We start from the raw sequence: 16,136 nt of genomic DNA on the forward strand, positions 1-16,136 counted from the left end.
GTAACGCGCCATCCCGGACGCCCGGCCCAGGCCGCTACCCCGTCGTGTTGACGTACCACTGCGTCACGTGCTGGAACCGGTCCGCCGGCTCGATCGCGGGGTTGACCCGCACGCCGTGAACCCGCCCCGACACCGCGTAGTCGTAATGCGGGGCGTAGAGGAAGATCGCCGGCGCCGCGTCCGCCATCAGCATCTGGAAGTCGATGTAGGCGGCCAGCCGCGCCGGCTGGTCGACCGCCGCGCGCCCGTCCTCGAGGTCCTTGTCGATCAGTCCCCAGCCGCGCGAATAGGCGAAGTTCAACGCTCCGGGGTCGGCGCCCGAGTGCCACAACGTGTACTGGTCGGGATCAGGGCCGACGTCGAACGCGACCAGGGCCATCTGGTATTTCCGTCCGATGAGGTAACGCTGCACCAGCGCCGACGCCGGCACCGCCTTGACGTCGACCCCGACTCCGATCTCCCCCAGCTGGCGCGCGACGGCATCCGCGATCTGCCGGTTGGGGTAGGAATCGGCCACCACCATGGAGACCTTGAAGGGGGCGCCTTCTTTGGACCTCAGCCTGGCTCCCGGCTGCGTCACCCAACCGGCCGCGTCGAGCGCCTTCGCCGCCGCCAGCTGGTCGTGCGCATGCAGCCCGGCCGCGGCCGCGGAGTACGCCCAATCGGCGGTCGGGATCGGGCTGGGGTCCGGGTCCGCCCTGCCGGCGAGCGCTTCGCTCACCACCCGCTCCCGGTCCACCGCCTGGACGAGCGCGAGCCGGACCTTCACATCGTTGAAGAACGGCGCCCCGTCGCCCTCCGGATTGAAGCTGATGAATGCGTTGGTGAAGGTCCGGACGTCCAGCACCGACACATCGGTGCGTCCCTGCAGGGCATCGACCTCCTGCGGCTCGAGGCCGCCGACCAGGTCGGCCGCGCCTGACAGCACGGCTCGAATCGCCATCTGGGGGTTGCCGGCCGGATAGGTCCGCAGGATCAGGTGGTCCAGGTAGGGCTGAGGATTGGCGTAGGGATTGCGGTCCAGGGTGATGGCGAGCGAGGAGATGGCCGCGACCTTGAACGGACCGGTGCCGAAGGCGCGCACGCCGCTGTAGGCGCTGGCCGCGATCTGCGGCGGCGCCATCCCGCCGAAGATGTGCTTGGCGATGATGCCGATCCGCAGCGCCAGGGGAAACGACGCGCTCGGCGCCTTCAGCGCGAAGACCACCTGGTTCGGGCCGCCCGCCGCGACCCCGACGTCGCGCCAGAACTCGGCACCCGGCTGCTGATACTCGAGGTCCTGCAGGACGTGGAACGTGAACAGGACATCGTCCGGGGTGAAGGGCTGCCCGTCGGCCCACCGCACGTCGGTGCGGATGTTGAAGGTGTACGTGAGGTGGTCGGGCGAGATCGTCCAGCCGCTGGCCAGCAACCCGACGACGTTCTGCTGGGCATCGATCGTGGTCAGGCCCTGGTAGATGACGCTGTCCACGTCACGCGTGGTGTCAACCGACTCGAACAGAGGATTGAGCACGCCCGCGGTGCCGACCAGGGCCTCGACCGCCGTGCCCCCCCGCGCCGGCTTCGGCACCGTCGCGACCGGCAGGCACCCCACGAGCGCCGCCACCGCCGCCACCGCGGCGGCGGCGAGCCGGCTACTTCGAATGAGTTGTCACCCAGATGTTGGCCAGCGAGCAGAGCAGGAAGGCCGCCGCCAGGACCCAGGTCGTCCAGTAGACCTGGCGTTCGAGGCCGCGACGGGTGCGATACCCGCCGCCCAACCCATCGCCGCCGCCACCACCGATCGTGCCGCCGAGCCCGGACGCCTTGGGCGTCTGGATGAGCACGCCCGCCATCAGGAAGAGGGCGAGAACGGCCTCGAGGATGACGAGCGCATTCCTAACCTTGTCCAAAGCGCCGGAATTCTACCGGTTCCCTCGCGATCTCAGTTGGTCCAGACGGTCCCAAACCTGGCCTGGATGGCATCCCAATTCAGGGTGTTGAACCACGCGGCGACGTAGTCGGCCCGCTTGTTCTGGTACCTGAGGTAGTAGGCGTGCTCCCACACGTCAACGCCCAGGATCGGCGTCAGTCCCTCCATGTACGGGCTGTCCTGGTTCGGATAGGCCTTGATCGACAGCTTGCCGGCCTTGTCGGCCACGAGCCACGCCCAACCGCTCCCGAACTGGCCGACGGCCGCCTTCTGCAGCTGCTCCTTGAAGGTGTCGTAGCCGCCGAACGCGTTCTTGATGGCGTCGCCCAGCCTGCCTGGCGGGTTGCCGCCGCCTCCCGGGCCCATGATGCTCCAGAAGATCGAATGGTTGGAGTGACCGCCCGCGTTGTTGCGAATCGTGCCGCGAATCTCCGCCGGCACCTGGTCGATGCCCCACAGGAGGTCCTCGACCGACTTCTTGGCCAGCTCCGGATACTTCTCCAGCGCCGCGTTGGCGTTGTTGACGTACGCGGCATGGTGCTTGCCGTGATGGATCTCCATCGTCTTGGCGTCGATGTGCGGCTCGAGCGCATCCAACGAGTAGGGAAGCGGCGGAAGCTCAAAGGCCATCGGGAACCCCCTTTTGTGAAGGTGTGTAGATCAGATGCGCGCCCTGCGCGTGCGTTGTCGAATCCAGTCTAAGTGGTGCGCGACGGAGGCACGGCCATCCATCGGCGGCCGGGCCCCGGGACGGCTACGCGGAATCGTGCTTCGATCCGCCCGCCTGGGCCCGCACCGCGGCCGCGCGACGTTCGATCTCCACAGGATCGCCCAGGTAGCGCCAGGACGTCGGACGGAAGTCGGCGCCCAACTCGTACACGCGAGGCACCCCAGTCGGGATGTCGAGATCGACGACCTCCTGGTCGGACAGCAGGTCCAGGTGCTTGACCAACGCTCGCAGGCTGTTGCCGTGCGCGGACACCAGCACGCAGGAGTGAGCGAGCAGATCAGGGACGATGGCGTCGTACCAGTAGGGCAGCATCCTCGCGACCACGTCCTTCAGGCACTCGGCGTTCGGGAGCAGCTCAGCAGGTAGTCCCGCGTACCTCGGATCGTGCGACGGATGGCGCTCGTCCGAGGGATCGAGGTCGGGCGGGCGGACGTCGTAGCTCCTGCGCCAGAGCTTGACCTTGTCAGCCCCGTACCTCTCCGCAGTCTGTTGCTTGTTCAGTCCCTGCAGCCCCCCGTAGTGGCGCTCGTTGAGCCGCCAGCTGCGACGAACAGGGATCCAGGTGAGTCCCATCTCACCAAGGGCCAGGTCCGCGGTCTCGATCGCGCGCACCAGGAGCGAGGTGTGCACCAGCTCCGGCGCCAGCCCGGCGGCCTTCATCAACCGTCCCGCCTCGATGGCTTCGGCCGTGCCCCGCTCGCTCAACGGAACGTCGTGCCAGCCGGTGAAGAGGTTCTCCAGGTTCCAGGTGCTCTGCCCGTGACGGAGCAGGATCAGGGTGCGGGGCCGGGTGAGGCGCCCCCGCGAACTCACAGCGCCGCCTCCAAGCGCGAGGGGATCTCAGCGATGGCCGTACACCTCGGCCGTCACCTTGACGATGTGGGCGAACTCCGCCGCATCGAGGCTGGCCCCGCCGACCAGGCAGCCATCGCAGAGCGGGAGCTCGACGTACGACTCGACATTGCTGGAGTTGACGCTACCGCCGTACAGCACTCGGACCTTGCGAGCGGCGCCGGCTCCGATCATCTCCCCCACGACCCGCCGGATGAGCCGCATCGTCTTGTAAGCGTGCTCGGGGTCCGCGCTCTTGCCGCTGCCGATCGCCCAGACCGGCTCGTAGGCGATCACCAGCCTGGCCGAGTCGTCGGCCGAGCAATTGGCCAGGCCGGCTCTGACCTGAGCGGTGACGATCTGGTCCGACGTACCGGCGTCGTAGTGTTCACCGAGCTCACCGACGCACATGATCACGTTCAGCCCGGTGGCGAGGGCGGCGGCTGTTTTCTTGGCCACCATCTCGTCTGTCTCACCGAGGTAGATCCGGCGCTCGGAGTGCCCGACGATCACCCACTGGCACCAGCCTTTGAGCATCGCCGGCGACACCTCGCCCGTGTAAGCGCCCGACGCCTCCCAGAAGCAGTCCTGGGCGCCGAGCTTGACCCCCGACTGGTCCAGCACCTCCGCCACGCCGAGCAGCCAGGGAAACGGCGGGAAGACGACCACCTCCACCCGGTCGGCATGCCCTCTCGCCACCGCCAGCACGCCCCGCACCAGGTCGAGCGCGTCCTCGGCGTCGCTCGGGTTCATCTTCCAGTTGGCCGCCACCAGCGGCGTCTGCGTAAAGCGGCTCGACATCGCCCTCACGTCTCCTTCAAGATCGCGACGCCGGGGAGCTGCTTGCCTTCCAGGTACTCGAGTGTCGCGCCGCCGCCGGTCGAGACGTGTGAGAAGCGACCCCCAAGACCCAGCGAATCGACGGCGGCCACCGTGTCGCCACCGCCGACCAGGGTGTACGCACCGGAGGCCGCGATCGCTTCGCCGATCGCGCGCGTGCCGTCGCTGAAGTCCCGGAGCTCAGAGACGCCCATCGGGCCGTTCCAGACGATCGCGCCGGCCCCGCGCAGGCGCTCGCTGAACAGCGCCACCGACTTCGGGCCGATATCGAGAGCCATCCAGCCGGGCTCGACCGCGTCCGCCGCCATGATGCGCAACGGCTCGCCGGCCTCCATGCGGCGCGCGCACACGAGGTCGACCGGCAGGAGCAGCTTGCGGCCGGCCTGTTCGGCGACCTCTTTCGCCACCGGCAGGGCGCTGTCTTCGACCAGTCCGTTTCCGGTCTGGAGACCACGAGCCTTGAAGAACGTGTTGGCCATCGCCCCGCCGATGATTAGCGCATCGACCTTTTCCAGCAGGTGGCGGACCACCCCGACCTTGGTCGATACCTTCGCCCCACCGACGACCGCCAGCATGGGGCGCCGGGGATGGTCCAGCGCCTGGTGCAGGGCCATCAGCTCCGACTCCATCAGCTCACCAGCGAACGCCGGAAGATACTCCGCCACCCCGACCACCGAGGCGTGAGCGCGATGCGAGGCGGCGAACGCGTCATTGACGAACAGCTCGCCGAGCGAGGCCAGGCGGTGCGCGAAGTCGGGGTCGTTGGCCTCCTCCTCGGGATGGAACCGGACGTTCTCCAGCAACAGGACCTGCCCGGCCTGCAGCTTGCCGACGGCCGAGCGCGCGGGCTCGCCGACGCAGTCTTCGGCGAAATGCACCTCACGGTCGAGCTCGTGCGCCAGCTTCATGCCCACCGGGCGGAGGGAGAGGTCGGGCTCGGCGCCTTTGGGGCGGCCGAGGTGCGACATGACGATGACCTTGGCGCCGCGCTGAGCGAGGTGCTGCAGCGTCGGGATGGCGGCGCGGATCCGGGCGTCATCGGTGATGGCGCCTTTGGACATCGGCACGTTGAGGTCCTCGCGAACGAGGACCCGCCTGCCGGCGACGTCGACGGAGGTAATCGAAGCTTTCAGAGCCGTTCCGCAATGTGGGTGATGAGGTCGACCATGCGGCAGCTGAAGCCCCATTCGTTGTCGTACCAGCTCACCACCTTGGCCCACGCGCCGCCGAGCATCAGCGTGAGTGGCGCGTCGACGATCGAGGAGTGCGAATCGCCCTTGAAGTCGGCGGACACGAGGTCTTCGTGGCTGACCGCGAGGATGCCTCTGAGCTGTCCGCCGGCGGCTTCGTCGAAGGCGGCGTTGATGTCCTGGGCGGTCGTCGTCCTGGCCAGCTCCACCGTGAGGTCGACCACGGAGACGTCGAGTATCGGGACCCGGAAGGCCATGCCGGCGAACTTTCCCGACAGCTCGGGCAGGACCTCTGCGACCGCCTTGTTGGCGCCGGTCGAGGTCGGGATGATGTTGTCCGCCGCGGCGCGCGCGCGCCGCAGGTCCTTGTGCGGAAGATCCTGCAGACGCTGGTCCGCGGTGTAGGCGTGGATCGTGGTCATCATGCCGCGCTCGATCCCGAACGAGTCGTGCAGGACCTTGGCCACCGGCACGAAGCAGTTGGTCGTGCAGCTCGCGTTGGAGACGACGGCGTGCTTCTCGGCGTCGTAGCCCTTGTGGTTGACGCCCATGACGATGGTGTAGTCCTGGTTGGTCGCGGGGGCGGAGATGATCACCTTCTTGGCGCCGCCCCGGTCGATGTGGACGCGGGCCTTGGTGGCGTCCGTGAACAGGCCGGTCGACTCGACCACGACCTCCACGCCGAGGTCCCTCCACGGCAGCTCCGCGGGGTCGCGGTGGCTCAGGAACTTGACCACCTTCCCATCGACCTTGATGGCGTCGCCGTCGGCCGAAACCGCGGGTCCGAAAGTCCCCAGGGCGGTGTCGTGCTTGAGTAGATGGCCGAACGTTCTGGCGTCGCCGATGTCATTGACGGCGACGATCTCGAAGTCCGGCTTCAGCTCGTGCGCAGCCCGGTAGATGTTGCGGCCGATGCGCCCGAAGCCGTTGATTCCTACCCTGGTGGTCATCTAGTCGCGAGCTCCTCTATTGCATGGGCGCCCTGTGCGCGCCGGGCCTGCCGGCCCAGCACGGATGGCGGGGGGCGACGAATCCCTGAGATCGACCGACTAATGTTAGGCGGAGCGGCGCGCCGGTTTGGGCGAGTTGACGTTGCCCGGGGCGGCCAGCTCCTGCAGCCGGCGCAAGCGGTGGTTGACGGCCGACTTGGAGAGCTTCATGCGCCCGGCCAGCTCCCCCAGGTTGAGCTGAGGGTTGGCGGTGCGCCATCGGGCCATCTCCCGCAGGGCGGGCGGGAGCCGTTCCAGCCTGCCGGTGGACTCGAGCCGTTCGATCGCCGCCGCCTGCCGCAGCCCCGATCCGATCGTCTTGCCGATGTTGGCGGTCTCGAAGTTCAAGCGGCGGTTGACTTCGCCACTGACCTCGCGGACGACGCGCACGTTCTCGAACTCCATGACCGCGCGGCTGGCGCCCATGAGCGAGAGCAGGCGGGCAATGCCGTCGCCGTCTTTGAGGTAGACGACGTGGTGGCCGCTGCGCTCCATGATCCCCGCCTTCGCGCCCGCCGACTCGGCCAGCTCGCCGATGGCCTTCGCCCAGGAAGCGGTCGGGGCCACGAACTCGAGGTGGTAGCGAGAGCTCGGTGCGTTCACGGACCCGCAGCCCAGGAACAGGCCGCGAAGGATCGCCTTGCGATCGCACGCCGCCTCGGGCACGGCCCGTGTCGCGGCCTGGGTGAATGCGGGCGCCACCCCGGCCGGCAGGGACAGCTCGATGAAGAACGACATGCGCTTGCGAGTCCTCACCGCCTGGTACTTCGCGTCCAAGTGCCCGACGGCCCGGCCGAGTCTCACGACCTTGCGGGCGACCGCGTTGCGCAGCAGCGAGAAATAGGCCGCCTGGCCGTCACCGGGCCTCTTGATCAGCCGGCCGCGCGAGCCGAAATAGATCCCCAGCAGCTCGCTGAGCTGGCAGCAGGGCCGCGCCGGCAGAAGTCCGGCCATCTCGTTCTTGACGTCCGCCGAGAACGAAATCCCGTGTACCTCCCAGGAACGTGATGGATACCCTCGCCCCTGGGATGCAGTCTACCCCTCGTCACCGGCCGGAGCGCGGATCGGCCCGCGGCGGGCTTGGCGCATGCAAGCGGGCGTCTGGCGCTGGACAATGTGCTCGAGGCACGACGTTCACATGGCTGAGATGAGGATGATCGAGGCGGTTCGCGCGGCCATGGCCGAGGAGATGGAGCGCGACGGCCGGGTGCTCGTCATGGGCGAGGACGTCGGGCGCAAGGGCGGGGTTTTCGGCGCCACCGACGGCCTGCACGCGCGCTTTGGCGAATCCCGCGTCCTCGACACCCCGCTCGCGGAGTCGGCCATCGTCGGAGTCGCGATCGGGGCCGCGCTCAACGGGCTGATCCCCATCGCCGAGATCCAGTTCGCGGACTTCATCCACCCGGCCTTCGATCAAATCGTCAGCGAGGCCGCGCGCACGCGGTATCGCTCCAACGGCGACTGGTCGGTGCCGATCGTCATCCGCGCGCCCTTCGGCGGCGGCGTCCACGGCGGGCTGTATCACTCGCAGTCGATCGAGGCCTTCTACGCTCATGTGCCCGGCCTCAAGGTGGTCGTGCCCAGCCTGCCGGCCGATGCCAAAGGGCTGCTCAAGTCGGCCGTCCGCGACCCGGACCCCGTGCTCTTCCTCGAGCACAAGAAGGTGTACCGGCTGGTCGCCCAGGAGATACCGGACGGGGACCACCTGGTCCCCATCGGTCCCGCCGCCGTGCGGCGTCCGGGGACGGGACTGAGCTGCTTTGCCTGGGGCCTGATGACCCATTACTGCCTGGAGGCGGCCGAGCAGCTCGGGTCGGAAGGCGTCAGCGTCGAGGTGGTCGACCTCCGGACGCTGGCGCCGCTGGATCGCCAGACGATCCTCGACTCCGTCCGCCGGACCGGCAAGGCGATGGTGGTGCACGAGGACAACCTCACCGGCGGATTCGGCGCCGAGGTGGCCGCGATCATCTCGGAGCACGCGTTCGACAGCCTCGACGGGCCGGTGGTGCGCGTGGCGGCGCCGGACATCCCCGCGATGCCCTTCAACACTCCCCAGGAGGAGTTCTTCATGCCCAACCCGGGGAAGATCGCGGAGGCGATGCGCAAGCTTGCGGCGTACTAGGTTGCCGAAGGCGGCCGGTCCCCGGCGGACGGGGAGGGCGATACCGCCCTCGCCTCCTCCGGTCACGCAGGTCCCAGAGATCAGCGCCGAGGAATACGCCATCCGGCGGGAGGCGGTGGCGGCCGGGATGGATGCCGCTGGGCTGGATGCGCTGTGCGTCTTCTATCCCGCCCGGATCGCCTACCTGACGGGCTTCCATCACGTGCCGACCGAGCGCCCGATCGCGCTCGTCCTCGGGCCGAGCGCCTATTCGGCGCTGGTCGTGCCGGCGGTTGAGAAGGAGCACGCCGAGGCCTCGACCTCGCTCGACCGCGTCGATGTCTATTTCGAATATCCGGGCGCCGAGCATCCGATGGAGCACGTGGCGACGATCCTCACCGAGATCAATGCCAAACCGAAACGCACCGGCGCCGACCACGACGGGCACGTGCCCTACTGGGGCTACCGAGGACCGCGGTTGAGTGACCTCACAGGCCACCCGCCGTTCGACGCGGAGATGATCATCGAGTCGCTCCGGCGGGTGAAGTCGCCGGCGGAGATCGCCTGCATTCAGCTCAGCTGCGACTGGGCGGCGCGCGCCCACCACCGCATGCAGGCCGCGATCAAGACGGGCAGGACGGAGGTGGAGTGCTATGCGCCCGGCGTCACGGAGACGCTGCACGAGATGCTCCATCAGATGCCGGGATGGCGACCGCGCGGCTTCGACGGCAACGGTCTCACGTCCATGTTCGTGGGCGGCCGCGCCACGGCGATGCCCCATGGGTTCGTCAAAGGCCATGGGATCCAGCCAGGCGACGTGCTGGTCAGCGGCGCGGCCGCGGACATCGACGGGTATCGCAGCGAGCTCGAGAGAACCATGATCGTCGGCGATCCGACCGCCGAGCAGGAGCGCGCGTTCGACACGATGCTCGCCCTGCAGACGCGGGCGCTCGAGGTCATGGCTCCCGGCGTCCCCGCGGGTGAGGTCGAGCTGGCCACCGTGCGCCTGGCCGAAGAGCTGGGGGTCGCGGACAACCTGAGGCACCACGCCGGCCACTCGATCGGGCTCGAAGGCCATGAGGCGCCGTTTCTCGACCGTGGCGACGAGGCGGTGCTCGAGCCGGGCATGGTGTTCACCGTCGAGCCGGGTGTCTACTTCAAGGATCTCGGCGGCTTCCGCCATTCGGACACGGTGGTCGTCACGGCCGGCGGATGCCGCGTCATGACCGACTACCCGCGCGAGCTGAAGGACCTCATCATTCGGGGCTAGAGCCGTGCCCGCCCGCGACCGTTTCGGGGGGCTTGTGGGCCTTGGCCGTGAACATGTGCAGGACGGTGTTGCCGTCGGTGTGATGGCGGCGGATGCGATCGAAAGGCACGGGAGGCAGCACGCCCTGGTCCTCAGCCGCGACGACGGTCTCCCTCGGCGAGATCGTCCTCCACACCTCGCCCACCATCTCGCGCGGGAGGTTGCCCGGCACGTACACGTACCTCCGGTTGGTGATGTGCTTGCGCGCGAGCATCTCGGCGCGAGCGAAAGCGTCGTGCGCGGAGTAGTCCTTCAGGTAGGGATCGGCGACCTCCATGAATTCAGGGTGGTCCTGTCCGGGCCGGTTTCCCCGGTAGAGGAACACGGCGCCACGACCCGCGGCGGCCCGCGCCGCCTCGCCCAACACCGCCTCGGCCGCCAGCTGCTCGTGCGGCAGGATCACGAGCACCTCGCCGGCCGACCGGCGGCCCCCCAGGGCGCTGGCGATCGAGGCCGCGGCACGCTGGGGCCGGAACGGCACGGGGAACACGGCGGGGCGGCGCCGTCGGTAGTACCGATAGGTCGCCAGGCCCGCGACCAGACCGATCACCGTGAGCCCGCCGCCGAATCCCGTCGCCAATGGTTTCGCGACCAGGTTCACCGACCAGGCGACGATGACCAGAATCGTCGTCAGGACCCCGACCGCGAACAACGCCACAAGGCGCGGAGTCCACAGGGAGCGCTCCCGCCAGCGGACCACGTCCAGGCTGACGCACGTGAGCACAAAGGTTCCCAGCAGGCCGAAGGCGTAGAGGTCGCCGAGCAGGTTGAGGCTGCCCTGGGCGGCGATGACGATGACGATGGGCAGGACGATGGCGGCCGCGATCGCCCAGTGAGGGGTCCGGCGCCGGTGGTTGCGTGCCTCCAGGACGCGGGGCATGAAACCCATTCGCGCCAGCGCGATGAACACGTGATAGGCGCCGATGATCGCGGTGTTGCTCGCGAACACGAGCAGCAGCGAACCGCTGACGGCGACGAAATCGCCCAGCGCCGGCCCGGCGACGTGAGCGCCGAGGAGCGAGATGAACTGGCTGGAATCGGCGTTGGTCGAAAGCAAGGTCGTCGACCACAACGTGAGCAATGGGCTGGTGACCGCCATCGAGAGCACGACTCCGCCCATGGCCCTGGAGGCGATCACGCGCCTGGGTTCCCGCATCGCCGGCGCAAGCTGCGCGATGCTCTCGAGTCCGGAGAAGGCGAGGAAAGCCGCCGCATAGCCGGTGACCAGCGACTGGACTGGAAACGCCGGGCCGGACGCGAGCGCGCTGAAGCTGTGGATGATGCCTGACGGCCCGAGGCTGATCGCGACGGCGATCACCACGAGCAGCTGGCCGCCGGCCGCGAGGCACGCGACCAGGGCCGTGGTGCGAGCGCTCTCCTTGATGCCCATCGTATTGAGCAGGCCCAGACCGGCAAGCGCCACCACCGTCAACCAGGTCGCGAGCGGCACGAGCCCGGGGACCAGCACGGCCATGTAGAACACGCCCGACAGAGCGCTGATGCCGGCGGTCAGGTAGTAGTCGACCAGGATGAAGAGGCCGCCGAGCAGGCCGACGAACGGATGCAGCGCCTGTGACGACACATTGACCACACCACCGCCTTCCGGGTAGCGCCACGTCACCTCGGCGTACTTGACGCAGAGCAGGATGAAGACGAACAGGGTCATCAGCACGAAGATCGTCGAGCGCGACCCGAACTGGCCGTAGAGGATCCCCGGCGTGTAGTAGACGGACGTGCCGATGTCGGCGAACACGACCGCCCAGCACAGGAAGGAACCCAGGTTCCCGCCCCGGACCTTGATCCGGCGGCGAGCGCCTCCCGGCCCCGCCGGGAGCATCCGATCGGGCGCCACGGCGCGGCTCAATCGATCGCCGGGTGAGGCGGTCCGCCCAGGTGACGCCGGAGGCTTGCGCTCTCGGTCCGAAGCCGGTTGACCATGCGCCGCGCCGCCCGGTCGTCCAGTTCCATGTAGGCCACCGCGGCGAGGTAGATCTCGGCCCGCTCCAGCTGGCGAATGGCGGCACGGAGGACCTGACGCTGCTCGTCGGGGGGCCGCCGGTCGGGGAGTCGCAGGATCGCGCTGTGCACGACCTCAACCTAGGAGGGCGCACGTGTGGACTCCGTTTGGAGACCTCACCCGACCGTATGGATCCCGTATGGGTCTTCAGCCGATCCATTACCCTCGCCTGCGATGAGCCCAGACGCCGTCGCACGCCGTGGCCAGCGCCCGGGAGACCTTCGGGTGGTCGTCCGCCGCGCCGCCAAGCTGCCGCGCACCCTTGGAGCGCCGGCGCTGTTCGCCGCTTGCTACGGCAACGTCGGGTCGAGCATCTACTACGCCCTCGGGGTGACCGCGGCGTTCGCCCTCGGCCTCACGCCCCTGGCGCTGATCATTGCCGGCTTGATCTTCGTCTCCACCGCCCTGAACTACGCGGAGGGAACGGCAGCGCTGCCGCATGCCGGTGGCAGCTCGAGCTTTGCGCGAAGGGCGTTCAACGGGCCGATCGGGTTTCTGGTCGGTTGGGTGCAGCTGCTGAACTACACCGCCACCGTCTCCATCTCCTCTTACTTCGCCATCAGCTATCTGGGGGTGTTCGGCAAGTACGTGCCGCTCTTCCACCTGCTGAAGACCAACGACCTCTGGCATGTCGTCGCCACCGTCCTTCTGATCGGATTCCTGATCGTCCTGAACGTGATCGGCATCCAGGAGTCGAGCCTGCTCAACCTGTCGCTCGCGGTCGCCGACCTCATCACCCAGCTCGTCCTCGTCATCCTCGGCCTGCTGCTGCTGCTCAACTTCCACACGATCATCAGCAACATCCACCTCGGGGTGGCCCCGACTTGGGGCAACTTCCTCGCCAGCGTCTCCATCGCCATGGTCACGTACACCGGCATCGAAACCATCTCCAACATGTCCGAGGAGGCGAGGAATCCGGGGCGCAGCGTGCCTCGAGCCACGTTTGCCGTCATCGCCGCGGTGCTTTTCGTCTCGGCCTTCCTACCGACGGTCGGCATGAGCGTCTTCCCGGTGCACCTGGACGGCACGGGGCAATTCACGACCGACCTGGCCACGACCTGGAAGGACAATCCGGTGGCGGGGATCGTCACCGGCTTCGGCCAGCCGCTTGCGTTCTGGGCTGGGATCTGGGTCGGGATCCTCGCCTTCACCATCCTGGTGATCGCGACCAACGCGGGCCTCATCGGCATCTCGAGGCTGAGCTACTCGCTGGCGGGCGCCGACCTGTTGCCGCGCCAGTTCGCGCAGCTTCACCCGCGTTACCGGACGCCGTACTTCTCGATCGTGATCTTCGGCGTCGCAGCGGCGCTCCTGGTGCTGCCGGGGATTTTTGTCTCAGGCAAGGAGATCGACCTCCTGGGCGCGGTCTATTCGCTGGCGGCGACTTTTGCCTTCTGTTCAGCGCACCTGTCCGTGATGCGCCTTCGATTCATCGAGCCCAACCTCTACCGCCCCTATCGAATGCCCTGGAACATCAAGTTCGGGCGGGACAGCATCCCGGTGATCTCGCTCGTGGGCGCGCTCGCGATCGGGACCGTGTTCACCCAGCTCATGTCGCAGAACATCTCCAACTCGACGTACATCTATCTCGGCTGGCTGGTTCTCGGCGGCCTCAGCTTCGTCCTGTACCGGCGCCATCGGAAGCAGCCGCTCTGGGAGCCGCTGGAGGTGCCCCCACCGCCCGACCGCGAGGTCGAGCGCCGCCCTCCCGAGCCCCTTCCCCAGACGGCGCGATACCGTCTCGGCAGGCGGGAGGGCGTCGCCGCCCACGCCGCCGTCGAACCACCCCGCCGCCGGCGCCAACGGCGCGGCTGGCGGCTCGGGTGGGAGCTCTTCTTCGCCCGCCATGGAGCCGTTCGCGGCGTGCTCATCGTGCTCGTCTTCGCCGCCACGAGCGGCCTTGCCGTGGGCGTCGACCTGTCGAGCTACGACCCCTTCGGGCCGGGTCTGGGTTGGTCGCCCGGCATCGTCCTGGTCGCCCTGATCGCCGCCTATCTCCTGAACCGCAGCCACGGCGAGCAGTGACCGCGGGGCTTGGCTACGCCTCGAGCCGGTAGCCGACCCCTGGCTCGTTGACGATGTAGCGCGGGTTGGCGGGATCGTCGCCCAGCTTCTTGCGGATCTGGGCGACGACGTAGCGGGTGTTGTACTTGTCACCGACGGCATAGTCACCCCACACCTGGCGCAGCAGGGTGGTATGCGTGACCGGCTTGCCCGCGTGCAGCGCGAGATAACGCAGCAGCTCGTACTCGGTCGGCGTCAGGCGCACGGCGCGGCCGCCGACGGTCACGGTGCGCCGCCCCAGATCGACCTCGAGGTCTCCTGAGCGGACGACCGGCTCCCCGGCGGACACGTCCGCCTGCCGGCGCAGTACGGCACGGATCCGCGCCACCAGCTCCTCGGTGCCGAAGGGCTTGACCACGTAGTCGTCGGCACCGAGGTCCAGCGCCCGCACCTTGTCCTTCTCGCCGGGCATGACGCTGACCACGATCACGGCGGCGCGAGTCGCCGGCCTCAGCGCTCGCAGGGCGGCAAACCCGTCCATGCCCGGAAGGCCCAGGTCCAGGAGGATCACGTCCGGCCGCCAGGCGGCCGACTCGCGCACAGCCTCCTCACCGCTACCCACCGCCCGCACGTCGAAGTCGTGATACGTCAACCCCGCCCGCAGGGCGCGCTGCATCTCGACCTCGTCGTCGACGACGAGGACCCTTCCGCTCACCGCGGCATCCTGGCGCGCGCGAGCGGCAGGGTGAAGGTGAAGCGCGGTCCACGCCGGCGGTTCTCGGCGCGGATGCTGCCGCCGTGCGCTTCGACGACGCGCTTGCAGATCGCGAGCCCCAACCCGCTACCTCGGGCGCGGCGCGTCCAGAAGGTGTCGAAGACCCGATCCAGGTCCACCGGCGGAATCGCGGGGCCGTCGTTCTCGACCCACGCCTCGAGCTCGCTTTCGTGGGCGACCGCCCCCACCTCGATGACTCCCTTTGGAGGCGTCCACTCCAGAGCATTTTCGAGCAGGTTGGTCAGCACGCGACCGACCTGGACCTCGTCGACCTCCACCGGAGGCAGGTCGTCCGGAATCTGAACCGGGACGTCGTGCCCTTGCAACTCGGATCGAAGCGGTCGCATCGCGGTGCCCACCAGGTCGGCGAACCGATGCGGCTCCTTCTCCAGCTCGAGGCCCGCCTCCAAGCGAGACAGCGCCAGCATGTCGCCGACCAGGTGGTCCAGCCGGCTGGCCTGCCGGTCGAGGTCGGCGAGCAGCTCCTGCTGATCCGGTTTGAGGCCCGCCTGCGGCGCGGTGAGCGCGGTGAGCCCGGCGCGCAGCGCTGCGATCGGGCTCTTCAGCTCGTGGGACAGGGACGAAAGGATGGCGGCTTTCAGCCGGTCCGACGCCTCGAAGCCGCGAGCTCGCTCGGCCTCCAGGGAGGCGCGCCGGCGGTCGAGCAGCAGGTCGGCCAGTCCCACCAGCGCCGCGAGCAGGCGGAGCTCGGCGGCGTCCGGACGCTGCGATTCGATCCCGATCATGGCGACGCCGCTGCCGAGTGGCAGGTACGCCGGCGCGGCCGCGCCGGGATGGGTGCGCATCAGCTTCACCGCGCCGTCGTGGACCGCGATGCCGACAGGCTTGCGGTTGGCATAGGACCATGCCGCCTGCCGCATCTCATCAGGGCTGAGCTCGCCGCCGGCCAGAGGCGTCGCCTGCCCGAAATCCATCGCCACCAATGCGAACCGCCTGACGCACTGGAGGCGAAGCGCCCACTCACACACCATCGACAGCGCGGCCGTCACCTGCGGCGTGCGCAGGGCGGCGGTCGCCAGCTCGTAGAGCGTGCGGGAGTCGGCGGCCAGGGTCTCGGCCGCAGCTTGCGCGCGGCGCAGTGAAGCCGCCAGCTGGCTCGTCACCAGGGCGACCGCGAGCAGGACGGTGAGCTCCAGCAGCTCTGACGGGCTGCTGACCGTGAACGTCCCGACCGGCGGCACGAAGAAGAAGTCGTACAGGAGGAAGGCGGCCCCGCTGCCGGCGACGGCGGGACCGCGGCCCCAGCGAGCTCCGAGCCACAGCACGAACAGCAGGTAGAACGCGGACAGGCCGGGGATGGCGGCGCGGGAGGTGATGAGGCCGAGGACGGCCGTGATCGCCAGGGCTCCCCCGATCGCGATCGAATAGGGCCCCAGGCGCCTCATCATGGGGCTGAGAATACGAGCCGGCGCACCCC

The 16,136-nt window shown here is 68.7% G+C and carries 15 protein-coding genes; 3 read left to right on the top strand and 12 right to left on the bottom strand.

The window, feature by feature from the left end; genetic code table 11:
* Positions 1–34 precede the first annotated feature (34 nt).
* The 8 genes from EPN29_07155 to whiA form a co-directional block, all read right to left on the bottom strand.
* Positions 35–1,615: a peptide ABC transporter substrate-binding protein gene (locus EPN29_07155; protein TAN32794.1), complete on the bottom strand. Its 1,581-nt coding sequence runs from the start codon at positions 1,613–1,615 to the stop codon at positions 35–37.
* 19 nt (positions 1,616–1,634) lie between these two features.
* Positions 1,635–1,892, bottom strand: a complete 258-nt coding sequence (gene secG, locus EPN29_07160) for a preprotein translocase subunit SecG (protein TAN32795.1) — start codon at positions 1,890–1,892, stop codon at positions 1,635–1,637.
* 32 nt (positions 1,893–1,924) lie between these two features.
* On the bottom strand, positions 1,925–2,542 hold the full coding sequence (locus EPN29_07165; GenBank protein TAN32796.1) for a superoxide dismutase: 618 nt from the start codon (positions 2,540–2,542) through the stop codon (positions 1,925–1,927).
* Positions 2,543–2,666: 124 nt separating this feature from the next.
* Positions 2,667–3,455: a 2,3-diphosphoglycerate-dependent phosphoglycerate mutase gene (locus tag EPN29_07170; protein ID TAN32797.1), complete on the bottom strand. Its 789-nt coding sequence runs from the start codon at positions 3,453–3,455 to the stop codon at positions 2,667–2,669.
* A 27-nt stretch (positions 3,456–3,482) separates the two neighbouring features.
* Positions 3,483–4,274 carry a triose-phosphate isomerase gene (locus EPN29_07175; protein ID TAN32798.1) on the bottom strand — a complete coding sequence of 264 codons (792 nt, stop codon included), beginning with the start codon at positions 4,272–4,274 and terminating at the stop codon, positions 3,483–3,485.
* 5 nt (positions 4,275–4,279) lie between these two features.
* Positions 4,280–5,500 carry a phosphoglycerate kinase gene (locus EPN29_07180; GenBank protein TAN32799.1) on the bottom strand — a complete coding sequence of 407 codons (1,221 nt, stop codon included), beginning with the start codon at positions 5,498–5,500 and terminating at the stop codon, positions 4,280–4,282.
* A complete protein-coding gene (gap, locus tag EPN29_07185; protein ID TAN32800.1) occupies positions 5,443–6,453 on the bottom strand; it encodes a type I glyceraldehyde-3-phosphate dehydrogenase in 1,011 nt (336 codons plus the stop codon). Before gap ends, EPN29_07180 begins: the two co-directional genes overlap by 58 nt.
* Positions 6,454–6,558: 105 nt before the next feature.
* Positions 6,559–7,446 (bottom strand): DNA-binding protein WhiA, encoded by an 888-nt coding sequence (gene whiA / locus EPN29_07190; protein TAN32801.1) that lies wholly within the window; start codon positions 7,444–7,446, stop codon positions 6,559–6,561.
* Between the two features lie 184 nt (positions 7,447–7,630).
* Here whiA and EPN29_07195 point away from each other — a divergent pair, with 184 nt between their 5' ends.
* Positions 7,631–8,614 carry an alpha-ketoacid dehydrogenase subunit beta gene (locus EPN29_07195; GenBank protein TAN32802.1) on the top strand — a complete coding sequence of 328 codons (984 nt, stop codon included), beginning with the start codon at positions 7,631–7,633 and terminating at the stop codon, positions 8,612–8,614.
* On the top strand, positions 8,601–9,863 hold the full coding sequence (locus EPN29_07200; protein ID TAN32803.1) for an aminopeptidase P family protein: 1,263 nt from the start codon (positions 8,601–8,603) through the stop codon (positions 9,861–9,863). Before EPN29_07195 ends, EPN29_07200 begins: the two co-directional genes overlap by 14 nt.
* Here the strand turns inward: EPN29_07200 and EPN29_07205 are convergent.
* Together EPN29_07205 and EPN29_07210 are read right to left on the bottom strand one after the other, a co-directional pair.
* The gene (locus EPN29_07205; protein ID TAN32804.1) at positions 9,850–11,766 is read right to left on the bottom strand and encodes an APC family permease; all 1,917 of its coding nucleotides are present in this window, start codon (positions 11,764–11,766) and stop codon (positions 9,850–9,852) included. The genes EPN29_07200 and EPN29_07205 overlap by 14 nt on opposite strands.
* Positions 11,763–11,990, bottom strand: coding sequence for a hypothetical protein (locus EPN29_07210; GenBank protein ID TAN32805.1), 228 nt, complete (start codon positions 11,988–11,990; stop codon positions 11,763–11,765). The genes EPN29_07205 and EPN29_07210 overlap by 4 nt, the downstream gene beginning before the upstream one ends.
* 103 nt (positions 11,991–12,093) lie before the next feature.
* Here EPN29_07210 and EPN29_07215 point away from each other — a divergent pair, with 103 nt between their 5' ends.
* Positions 12,094–13,944: an APC family permease gene (locus EPN29_07215; protein TAN32806.1), complete on the top strand. Its 1,851-nt coding sequence runs from the start codon at positions 12,094–12,096 to the stop codon at positions 13,942–13,944.
* Between the two features lie 13 nt (positions 13,945–13,957).
* On the opposite strand, the gene EPN29_07220 is transcribed toward EPN29_07215, so the two are convergent.
* Positions 13,958–14,638 (bottom strand): response regulator transcription factor, encoded by a 681-nt coding sequence (locus EPN29_07220; GenBank protein ID TAN32807.1) that lies wholly within the window; start codon positions 14,636–14,638, stop codon positions 13,958–13,960.
* Positions 14,635–16,107 (bottom strand): DUF4118 domain-containing protein, encoded by a 1,473-nt coding sequence (locus EPN29_07225; GenBank protein ID TAN32808.1) that lies wholly within the window; start codon positions 16,105–16,107, stop codon positions 14,635–14,637. Before EPN29_07225 ends, EPN29_07220 begins: the two co-directional genes overlap by 4 nt.
* Positions 16,108–16,136 lie beyond the last annotated feature (29 nt).

This window comes from bacterium (assembly GCA_004299235.1).
In the GTDB taxonomy this organism is placed as follows: domain Bacteria; phylum Chloroflexota; class Dormibacteria; order Dormibacterales; family Dormibacteraceae; genus SCQL01.

Bases quoted from the DNA above. Each gene is read 5' to 3' on its own strand.
- EPN29_07165 (TAN32796.1), bottom strand. From the start codon at position 2,542: ATGGCCTTTGAGCTTCCGCCGCTTCCCTACTCGTTGGATGCGCTCGAG.
- EPN29_07175 (TAN32798.1), bottom strand. From the start codon at position 4,274: ATGTCGAGCCGCTTTACGCAGACGCCGCTGGTGGCGGCCAACTGGAAG.
- EPN29_07180 (TAN32799.1), bottom strand. From the start codon at position 5,500: ATGGGGCTTCAGCTGCCGCATGGTCGACCTCATCACCCACATTGCGGA.
- gap (TAN32800.1), bottom strand. From the start codon at position 6,453: ATGACCACCAGGGTAGGAATCAACGGCTTCGGGCGCATCGGCCGCAAC.
- whiA (TAN32801.1), bottom strand. From the start codon at position 7,446: ATGGCCGGACTTCTGCCGGCGCGGCCCTGCTGCCAGCTCAGCGAGCTG.
- EPN29_07195 (TAN32802.1), top strand. From the start codon at position 7,631: ATGGCTGAGATGAGGATGATCGAGGCGGTTCGCGCGGCCATGGCCGAG.
- EPN29_07215 (TAN32806.1), top strand. From the start codon at position 12,094: ATGAGCCCAGACGCCGTCGCACGCCGTGGCCAGCGCCCGGGAGACCTT.
- EPN29_07225 (TAN32808.1), bottom strand. From the start codon at position 16,107: ATGATGAGGCGCCTGGGGCCCTATTCGATCGCGATCGGGGGAGCCCTG.